General features: G+C 69.5%; 8 protein-coding genes. 5 read left to right on the forward strand and 3 right to left on the reverse strand.

Annotated features, from left to right (window positions below; genetic code table 11):
• Positions 1–35 precede the first annotated feature (35 nt).
• The 4 genes from AB0N89_RS03740 to AB0N89_RS03755 are packed head-to-tail and all read left to right on the forward strand — an operon-like array spanning position 36 to position 3,911.
• Positions 36–1,022, forward strand: a complete 987-nt coding sequence (locus tag AB0N89_RS03740) for an ABC transporter substrate-binding protein (protein ID WP_364199840.1) — start codon at positions 36–38, stop codon at positions 1,020–1,022.
• Positions 1,019–2,053, forward strand: coding sequence for an iron ABC transporter permease (locus AB0N89_RS03745; protein ID WP_364199842.1), 1,035 nt, complete (start codon positions 1,019–1,021; stop codon positions 2,051–2,053). The genes AB0N89_RS03740 and AB0N89_RS03745 overlap by 4 nt, the downstream gene beginning before the upstream one ends.
• Positions 2,050–2,874, forward strand: a complete 825-nt coding sequence (locus tag AB0N89_RS03750; protein ID WP_364199844.1) for an ABC transporter ATP-binding protein — start codon at positions 2,050–2,052, stop codon at positions 2,872–2,874. Before AB0N89_RS03745 ends, AB0N89_RS03750 begins: the two co-directional genes overlap by 4 nt.
• A 50-nt stretch (positions 2,875–2,924) precedes the next feature.
• On the forward strand, positions 2,925–3,911 hold the full coding sequence (locus AB0N89_RS03755; RefSeq protein ID WP_364199846.1) for an ABC transporter substrate-binding protein: 987 nt from the start codon (positions 2,925–2,927) through the stop codon (positions 3,909–3,911).
• 4 nt (positions 3,912–3,915) lie between these two features.
• Here AB0N89_RS03755 and AB0N89_RS03760 read toward each other — a convergent pair whose 3' ends face one another.
• Complete coding sequence (locus AB0N89_RS03760) at positions 3,916–4,956, reverse strand: iron chelate uptake ABC transporter family permease subunit (protein WP_364199848.1); 1,041 nt, start codon at positions 4,954–4,956, stop codon at positions 3,916–3,918.
• Entirely contained in the window at positions 4,953–5,981 is a 1,029-nt protein-coding gene (locus AB0N89_RS03765) for an iron ABC transporter permease (RefSeq protein ID WP_364199850.1), read from the reverse strand. The genes AB0N89_RS03760 and AB0N89_RS03765 overlap by 4 nt, the downstream gene beginning before the upstream one ends.
• Before the next feature lie 143 nt (positions 5,982–6,124).
• On the opposite strand from AB0N89_RS03765, the gene AB0N89_RS03770 reads away from it, so the two are divergent.
• Complete coding sequence (locus AB0N89_RS03770) at positions 6,125–8,029, forward strand: glycosyltransferase family 39 protein (protein ID WP_364199852.1); 1,905 nt, start codon at positions 6,125–6,127, stop codon at positions 8,027–8,029.
• 147 nt (positions 8,030–8,176) lie between these two features.
• Here the strand turns inward: AB0N89_RS03770 and AB0N89_RS03775 are convergent, their stop codons facing one another.
• Complete coding sequence (locus AB0N89_RS03775; protein WP_364199854.1) at positions 8,177–9,151, reverse strand: ABC transporter substrate-binding protein; 975 nt, start codon at positions 9,149–9,151, stop codon at positions 8,177–8,179.
• Positions 9,152–9,203 lie beyond the last annotated feature (52 nt).

Consider the following 9,203-nt stretch of genomic DNA (forward strand, 5'->3'; position numbering starts at 1 on the left):
GCGCCGCACACACGCCGGATTCAGGAGGAACCACAGTGTCCACAAAGGACTCCCGCCGACATCGCGACACCGTCGCTCTGCTGGTGGTGTCGTGCGCCGTGCTCGCCACGGCCGGCTGCGGCGCGAGTTCGCCCTCCGCCGGGCCGGGAGGCTCGATCGAGGTCCAGTCGTGCGGCCGCACGGTGGCGTTGGACGCGCCCGCGCGGAGCGTGGTGGTCGTGGGCGCCGGGTCGGTCGACACCCTGTTCGAGATGGGTGCCGGTGATCGCATCACCGGAGTCGTCGGAGTACACGCGCGGCCCGCTCCGCGGTTCGCCGCCCGGCTCGGCGACCTGCCCGACATCGGCGACGCACTGCCGGGCCGCGAAGCACTGCTCGCCCGGCAAGCCGATCTCGTACTCGCCGAGCAGGGCCGGACCCTGAGCGGCCAGGAGGGCACCCCCACGATCGAGCAGCTGCGGCAAGCAGGCACCGCCTCCTACGTCGTGGCCAGCGGCTGCGACGAGAACCCGGTGGCGGCCAAGGTCACCGACTCCTTCACCGAGATCGAGAACTTCGGCACGCTGCTCGGCGCGTCAGACGGCGCCCGGGATCTCATCGGCCGCCTCCAAGGAAGGCTCGACGACGTCCAGAGACGGGTAGCGGGCCGGAAACCGGTCAAGGTCGCCTACCTCACGCTGATCGGCCCGGATCTGTGGGCCTTCACCAGCGGGCTGGACGTCGACATCGTCACACGAGCGGGCGGGAAGAACCTTTGGGACGACCCCGGAAAACCGTTCACCCTGATGAGCAGGGAAGAGATCACCGCGGCCGATCCGGAGGCGATCCTGTTCTTCCCGTCGACCCCGACCGCCGACCCGCTGGAGTACGTGCGGCGGAACTTCCCGACCACGGCCGCCGTGAAGGACGGCCGGATCCACGTCGTGGCACCGGAAGACTCCGCCAGGACAGGGGTTCGCCCGGTGTACCAGGTCGAGACGATCGCGCGCTTCCTGCACCCCGAAGCTTTCGAGGCCAAGTGAACCTCGCAAGGCATTCCCGGGTCTCCTGGGTGCTGGTGCCCGCTCTGCTCGCGGTCCTGGCGGTGACGACGACCTTCGGGATCGCGTTCGGCTCGGTCGGCGTCGACCTGCCCACGGTGGGTGAGGTGCTCTGGCATCGCCTGATCGGCGATGACAGGGCACCTGCCGGTGCTGTCGACCAGATCGTCTGGAACCTGCGGGTGCCCCGGGTCCTGCTCGCGGTGGTCGTCGGAGCGGGCCTCTCGCTCGTCGGTGCCGTACTGCAGGCGACCGTGCGCAACCCCCTGGCGGACCCCTACGTGCTCGGTGTCTCGGCCGGAGCCGGGTTGCTGGCCGCGGTCACCATCACGATCGGCTCCGCCGCCCTCGCCGGCCTGTCCACGTCGGCGGCGGCGTTCGCCGGTGCGCTCGGGGCCACCGGCGCGGTACTCGTGCTGGGCCGTCGCGACGGCCGTTACTCACCGAGCCGCCTGATCCTCGCGGGCGTCACCCTGTCGTACCTGTTCACCGGACTGACCAGCTTCGTGATCTTCCAGTCCGCCGATCCCGACAAGACCCGCTCGGTGATGTTCTGGCTTCTCGGCTCCCTCGGCGAAGCCGGCTGGTCGAATCTCGCGGTTCCCACCGTGGTGGTGCTGATCGGCTGTGCCTACCTCCTCACCCGGGCTCGCGCCCTCAACGCCATGGTGCTCGGCGACGACACCGCGCTTTCGCTCGGCTTCGCCGTGCACCGGCAGCGGTTCGTGCTGCTCGTTTCGGCTTCGCTGGTGACCGGTGTCCTCGTCGCTGTCGTCGGCGGTGTCGGGTTCGTCGGCTTGGTCATCCCGCACCTCGTCCGCCTGGTGGTGGGCCCGGATCACCGCCGCATACTCCCGATCGCCGTGCTCACCGGCGCGATCTACCTCGTCGCCGTCGATCTGCTGTGCCGGGTGATCGTCCGGCCGGCGGAACTGCCCGTCGGGATCGTCACCTCCGTGCTCGGTGCCCCGCTGTTCCTGTGGCTGCTCCGCCGTTCCAGGACCGGACGATGACGCGGCTCGAACTGACCGGGGTCACCGTCGAACTCGGCGGAGCACCGATCACCATCGGCTGCGACCTGGTGGTCCGCGACGGCGAACGCGTCGGCCTCGTCGGCCCCAACGGCAGCGGCAAGACCACCTTGCTGCGCACCGTTTTCCGTGCCGTCGACCCCGTCGCCGGCGAAATCGCGCTCGATGGGGACCTCGTCGGCACGCTCAGCCAACGGCAGATCGCCCGCCGGGCCGCGCTGGTCCACCAGGAGCCGGTCACCGACTTCGACCACACCGTCGAAGACATCGTCACGCTGGGCAGGGCACCGTGGCAGGGCCCGTTCGACCGCACGAGCACGGCCGTGCGCGCGGCGGTCACCGAGGCCTTAACCCGCGTCGGGCTCCTCGGCCACCGGGAGCGCCCGATCGGCACGCTGTCCGGTGGGGAAAAGCAGCGTGTCCTGGTCGCCCGGGCGATCGCCCAGGAAAGCCCGCTGCTGCTCCTCGACGAGCCGACCAACCACCTCGACATCCACGCCGCGCTGGACCTGCTCGAACTGATCCGGGCGCTCCGCCGCACAACCCTCTGCGTGCTCCACGACCTCAACCTCGCCGCCGCCTACTGCGACCGGTTGTACGTCCTCGACGCCGGACGCGTCGTCGCCGACGGAGCACCGGCGGACGTTCTCACCCCCGAACTCGTCCGCGACATCTTCCGCGTCGGATGCGTGCGCCTGCCCCATCCCACCACCGGGCGGCCGCTCCTCGCCTTCACCGCCGCCCTGGAGCGCAAGGCGAACGTGTCGACCGGATCGCCGGTTTCCCGAGGCAGTGCGCGGTAGCCTCGGAGTCGTCGTTCACTCACGCATCGTGCTCGCGGAAAGAGGAACCGATGGACAACAGGCCCGCCTCGGTCGCCCGTCGCACATTCCTCGCCGGAGCGGCCGCCCTCGGCCTCGGCGCGTGCGGACCCGGCCGCCAGGCCGCCGGTGACCACGATGGAGCCACCAAGCCGGTACGCCATCCGTACGGCGAGACGCAGGTTCCGGTCAGCCCGCGGCGAGTGATCACCCTCGATCCGGGGCAGGCCATGCAGGTCGCGGTCGAGCACGGTGTCCCGCTGGTGGCGTCGGCGACACTGGAGACCGACCAGCCCATTCCGGCCTACCTTCCGCCGCCGAAGCAACCGTTCGAGCATCTCGGCTTCGGGCAGGTGGACGTCGAACGCCTGGCGGGCTTCGGCCCCGACCTGATCGTCGGGCACACCTCGATCCTGCGGGACAAGTATCCGGCGGTATCCGGGCTGGCCCCCACGGTGGCCTACGCCAACACCGCGAACAAGGTCGAATGGCACGAGGCGTCCCTCACCGTCGCCGACGTCTTCGGTGCCCGGCAGGCACAGCAACAAAAGCTGGACGCCTATCGTGCGCGAGCGAACCGGTTCCGCGAGCGGCACCAGCGGCTGCTGGGCGGCCGGAAGATCGTGCTGCTCCGCTTCACCACGGAGGAAATGCGCATCATCACCGATTCGGTGATCTTCCCGTCGAGGATCCTCAGCGACGCGGGGATCACCCGTTCGTCCTCCAGCTCCCCCGCCAAACCCACCGACACCTACACATCGCTCTCGCCCGAGCAGGTCGGCAGACTCGCCGACGCCGACGTGATCATCCACTTCAGCGGCGGTGGCGCGAGCGAAGGCGGCCAGGTTTCGAGCACGTCGGCCAAGTACACCCAAGGAGATCTGTGGCGGCGGCTTCCCGCCGTGCGGACCGGCAAAGTCTTCGAGGTCTCCCGGATCTCCTGGTGGGACGGCGGTTCGACGTCGGCGGCGAACGCTGTGCTCGACGACCTCGACCGCGTCGTCGGCGAGTTCGCCTGAGCCGTCATCGCATCGATCCGCGGCGCCACCAGCGGCCCATCAACACGGCCAGATAGCAGCCGCCGAACACACCGGTCGCCACTCCGACCGGGAGGTCACCCGCCGGGAACGCGGCCTGTCCCGCCAAATCCGCGCCGATCAGCAGGACGGATCCGACCAACCCGGCGCCGACCAGGCTCGGGCCGGACGCGTGCAGCAGGCGCCGGGCGACATGCGGCGCGGCCAGTGCCACGAACGCGACCGGGCCCGCCGCCGCGGTCGCCGCACCCGCCAGCCCGACGGCGATCGCGAACAGGCCCAGCCGGGTCGGACCCACCGGAACGCCGAGCCCGATACTCATCTCGTCGCCCAGCTCCAGCAGACCGAGCCGGCGGGACAGCAGGATGGCCGCCGGCACCAGCACGACGACGGCGATGGTCCCGATGGTCACGTGATCCCAGGTGCGGTTGAGCAGCGAACCGGTCAGCCACACCCCGGCGCGGAAGGCGTCGTCCAGTTCCGCCGTGATGAGCAGATACCGGTTCGACGCGGAGAGGAACGCGGCGATCCCGATCCCCACCAGCACCAGCCGGAGGCCGGAAACCCCGGCACGATGCGAGATCAGGTACACCACCGCCGCGGCCACCATCGCGCCGGCGAGGGAAGTGAACGCGACCGCGAGCGCGCTCCCGCCGAGGAGCACGATCTGCAGCAGCGCGCCGGTCGCCGCGCCGCCGGACACTCCCAGGACGTCCGGGCTGGCCAGCGGGTTGCGCGCGAGACTCTGCACGATCGCGCCGCTCACCCCGAGTGCGGCGCCTACCAGCAGCCCCGTCAGTACCCGCGGCAAGCGAACGGTCCAGAACACGTACTCCGCTCCAGGCGGCCCCGGACGGCCCGCGAGCATGCCCAGCACCTCAGACACCGGGATCGGGAACTTGCCGACGGTCAGCGCGTAGACGGTCAAGCAGGCCAGTGCGACGGCGAGCACACCGGCCATCGCGGTCTCTCGCGGCCGGATCCGTACGGACAGACCGGCCACCCGCACCACCCGCGTCCTGGTCATCCGGACCTCCGCCGTCGCACCAGGAACACGAAGAACGGGGCGCCGATGACGGCGGTCATGATCGACACCCGAAGCTCCCCCGAGGGAAGGACGACCCGGCCGAGCACGTCCGCGAGCACGACCAGGGTGCCGCCGAGCACCCCCGCGTACGGCAGCAGCCAGCGCTGGTCCGGACCGGTCACACCGCGGGCAAGATGCGGAACGGCGAGCCCGACGAACGCGATCGGCCCCGCCGCCGCGGTGGCGATCCCGGACAGCAGCAACACCGCCAGCCCGACCAGCACCCGCGTGCGCGCCACGCGCACCCCGAGCGCACCACCGAGTTCGTCGCCAAGACCCAGCGCGTTCAGCCGGGCGCCGAGGGACAGCGCCAGCACCACGCCGGCGGCCAGGAAGGGCAGCAGTTGCACCACGACCGCCATCCCCGGCTTGGCGACGTCCCCGACGATCCAGAACCGGTACTCGTCGAACGACTTCGGGTCCAGATAGACGATTCCCTCGGCGCAAGCGGCGAGCACGGCCCCCACGGCGGTGCCTGCCAACGCCAGCCGGACCGGCGTGCCTGCCCCCGGACCGCGGCCGGCGATGGCGTAGACCAGCATCGTGCTCAGCGCCGCACCCAGCATGGCGAACCAGACATACCCGCGGAACGTGCCGATCCCGAAGCCGACGAGCGCGACCAGCACCCCCAGCGCCGCGCCCGCGTTGATCCCGAGCACTCCCGGGTCGGCGATCGGATTCCGCGTCAGCGACTGCATCAGCGCCCCGGCCAGGCCGAGCGCCGTCCCGACGCAGACACCCAGCACCGTCCGCGGCATCCGCAGGTCGTACACGATCACCGCGACGTCGCTGCGGTCGTCGTCGAACAGCACCTGCAGCACCCGACCGGCCCCCACCGGTTCAGAGCCCACGAGCAGGCTCAGCAGGACGGCACCGGCAAGCACCACGAACGCCAGCGCCAGGCCGCCCGCACGCCGCATGACGGCCGTCACCGCCGGACCATCCCCCGTCACCTGCCAGTCCATCCTGTTCGTCGTCAGGACGCCGAAGATCATAAGCGGTGAATCCCGGCGAACTCGGGTTGTCCACCAACGGAGTAACGCCCCGGGCCAGTCTCGCATGATTAGCTATGCCTAACCTAACTAACTCCAGGTAAAGGCTCGACCACATGACCAGTTCGCTCTCCACCCCCATCGAGGACGTCGCGGTCGCCCGTGTCCGATGGCCCCGCTTCGCACTGGCCGCGATCCTCGTCGTGACAGCCGCTTGGTACGGCTGGGGGATCTGGAAACTCGGCTACGGCTATCCGTACTACAGCGCCGCGGTCGATTCGATGTCACGGAGCTGGACCGGCTTCCTCTTCGGTTCGGTGGACCCGCTGGGCGTGGTGACGGTCGACAAACCGCCGATGGGCTTGTGGGTCCAGGTGCTTTCGGCGCGGGCACTGGGCTTTCACGGGTGGTCGCTGATCCTGCCGCAGGTTCTGGAAGGAGTCGCGACGGTCTGGGTGCTGTTCCTCACCGTCCGGCGATGGCAGGGCGAGCGGGTCGCGCTGCTCGCCGCCGCGCTCTTCGCCTGCACGCCGATCGTGGTCGCGGTGGTCCGCGACAACATGCCGGATCCGCTGCTGTTCCTGCTCCTGGTGAGCGCGGCCTATGCCGTCACGCGCGCGATCGACTCACCGGCGCGGGAACGGCGGTGGATGCTGCTCGCCGCGGTCTTCCTCGGCTGCGCGTTCACCACGAAAATGGTGCAGGCGTGGCTGGTCCTGCCGTCACTGGCCGCGGCCTACCTGGCGGGTTCGGCTTCCACGGTGCGCGCCAAGGCCGTGACGACGGCGCTGGCGACCGGCGTCCTCGCGATCACCTCGTTCTGGTGGGTCGTGGTGGTGGACCTCTGGCCGACACCGAAGCCGTACATCGGCAGCAGTGTGGACGGCACCGCCCGCGATCTCGTGTTCGGCTACAACGGCTTGGGCCGCATCGTCGGCCAGGACTTCGCGGCGGCCGCCAGTTACGCCGAAGACCACGGGAAGTCCTTCTATCAGAGCGATCCCGGTATCGGCAGGCTGTTCGGGACGTCGCTGGGCGGGCAGGCGGGCTGGTTGCTGCCGCTCGCGCTGGCGGCCGTTCTCGCTTCGATCCTCTTGGTGTTGCTCGGCAGGCGTCCGCCGCGAAGGATCGTGGCCGGCTGGACGCTCTGGGGCGGCTGGCTGCTGACCTGCGCCGTCGTGTTCAGCTTCATGCGCGGAATCTGGCTGCTGTACTACACGGCCGAACTCGCGCCCGCCATCGCCGCGCTCTCGGCCGCCGCCCTCGCCGCGCTGTGGCGGCATTATCGAGCGGAGGGCCGCTGGTGGCCCGTGCTTCCCACGGTCGTCGCCTGTCTCGGCGGCTGGGCCTGGCTCCTGGTGAACCGCGCGCCGGAATGGAACGGCTGGGCAGGCCTCGTGGTGGTCGTCGTGACGCTGGTGTCCGTGGCCCTGCTCGTCGCCGGGAAGCTGGGACCCCGCCGCCTCGCCCCGCAGGGTTTCGCCGCGGGACTGGTCGCGATCACGGTCGCCCCCGTGGTGTGGTCCACGGCGACGAGCGTCGGCTACTCCGCGGGTCTGCCGATGCTCCCCGCCGCCGGGCCGGTGTCGCTGCAGACGGACTATCTCGAGCCCGAGGTCCGCGACGATCTACGCGGACTGCTCGGCGGCTGGGGAGCGCGTGACTACCGGGCATCCGCCGGTGTCCTCGACGACTCGGGGAAGGCGCTTCTCGGTTACGTGGAAAGGGAATCGGGCGCCACGCGGATCGCGTTGGCAGCCGAAACGGCGGACACCGCCGCGCCGTTCATCCTGGCCACCGACCGCGGCGTGGTCGGTATGGCGGGCTTCACGAACCGCGATCCGGCTCCGTCGGCCGATCAGCTCCGGCAGTGGATCGAGCACGGCGAAGTCGCCTTCGTTCTGCTTCTGCCGGAGGAAAAGGGGCAGTACGAGTTCGTGCGGACCTCGTGCGCCGCGGTGCCGCCCGCTTCCTACGGTGCCGAAGAAGGACCTGGCGACCTCTATCGCTGCCGCCGTTGACCATTTCGGGTCTCGGCGACTGAACGAAACGGCGAACACGCGTGATCAGACGGACGACACGCGTGATCAGACGGACGACGCGAAAGCCACTTTCGGGACGTCTGACGTCCCGAAAGTGGCTTTCGCGTCACGAGAACCACAGACCGGTCAGTACTCCTTGAGGATCTTCTCGATCTCGTCCTGGAACGACATGGCCGCCTTGTAGTGCAGGGCGTAGAAGTTGCCGGTCGGCAGGGATTTGCCCGCCTTCACCGCACGCAAACCCTTGTACGCGGGCAGATCGATGATCTGCTGCGTGTCCGCGCCCGCCTTGCCCTGGTAGTCGGCCTGGTACAGGATCACGTCGGCCTCGTCGAGCTTGTCCAGGTTCTCGGTCGAGAACTCCGGGGTGTTGTTCTGCGGGTCCGTGATCCCCGCGCGAGCGAACTGCACGCCGAGATCCTTGAGGATCGTGCCGCCCCAGGACTCGTCCAGGTTGAGGTACCACTTGCCGCCACCACCGTTGATCAGCGCGAACTTGATCTTAGACAGCTTGTCCGCGTAGGTCGAGCGGATCTGCGCGGCACGGTCCTCGTACTGCTTCTTGAGCGCCTCGGCCTCGGGCTTCTTGCCCACCGCGTCGGCCGCCTGGATGACCCACTGCGGCCACGCGACACCGGGTTCACCGGCCGCCCCGCCGAGGATCGCCGTGGGCGCGAGCTTCTGGTAGTCCTCGATCTTGTGCTTCTCCAAGGAAAGGAACTTGTTGCCGAGGATCAGATCGGGCCCCTGCGCGCCGACCTGTTCGATGTCGACCTCCATCGAGCCGCCGACCTTGGGCGCCTTCGTGTACTCGTCGGCATACGCCGGGAAGACCGCGAAGCTGTCCGTGTACCCGGAGGCCGTGGCTTTGGGGTGCACGCCGACGTCCAGAAGCCCGAAGTAGGTGTACTGGTCGAGCGCGACGATCGATTTGGGTTCGACCGGGATCTGCACCTGCCCACTCGGGGTGTCGAACGGTTTGGTGGCACCGGCGGCACCCGCGCTGTCATCGGTCGAACCACAGGCTGCGGTGCCCAGTGCCAGTGCGGTCACCGAAACCATCGCGACCGTCGTACGCCACTTCCGGAACTGCGTCCTCACGACGCCTACCTCTCTGTCAAGCCATCAGTCAGCTTAATTAGGACAGGCTATC

Source organism: Amycolatopsis sp. NPDC089917 (genome assembly GCF_040684635.1).
Classification (GTDB): domain Bacteria; phylum Actinomycetota; class Actinomycetes; order Mycobacteriales; family Pseudonocardiaceae; genus Amycolatopsis.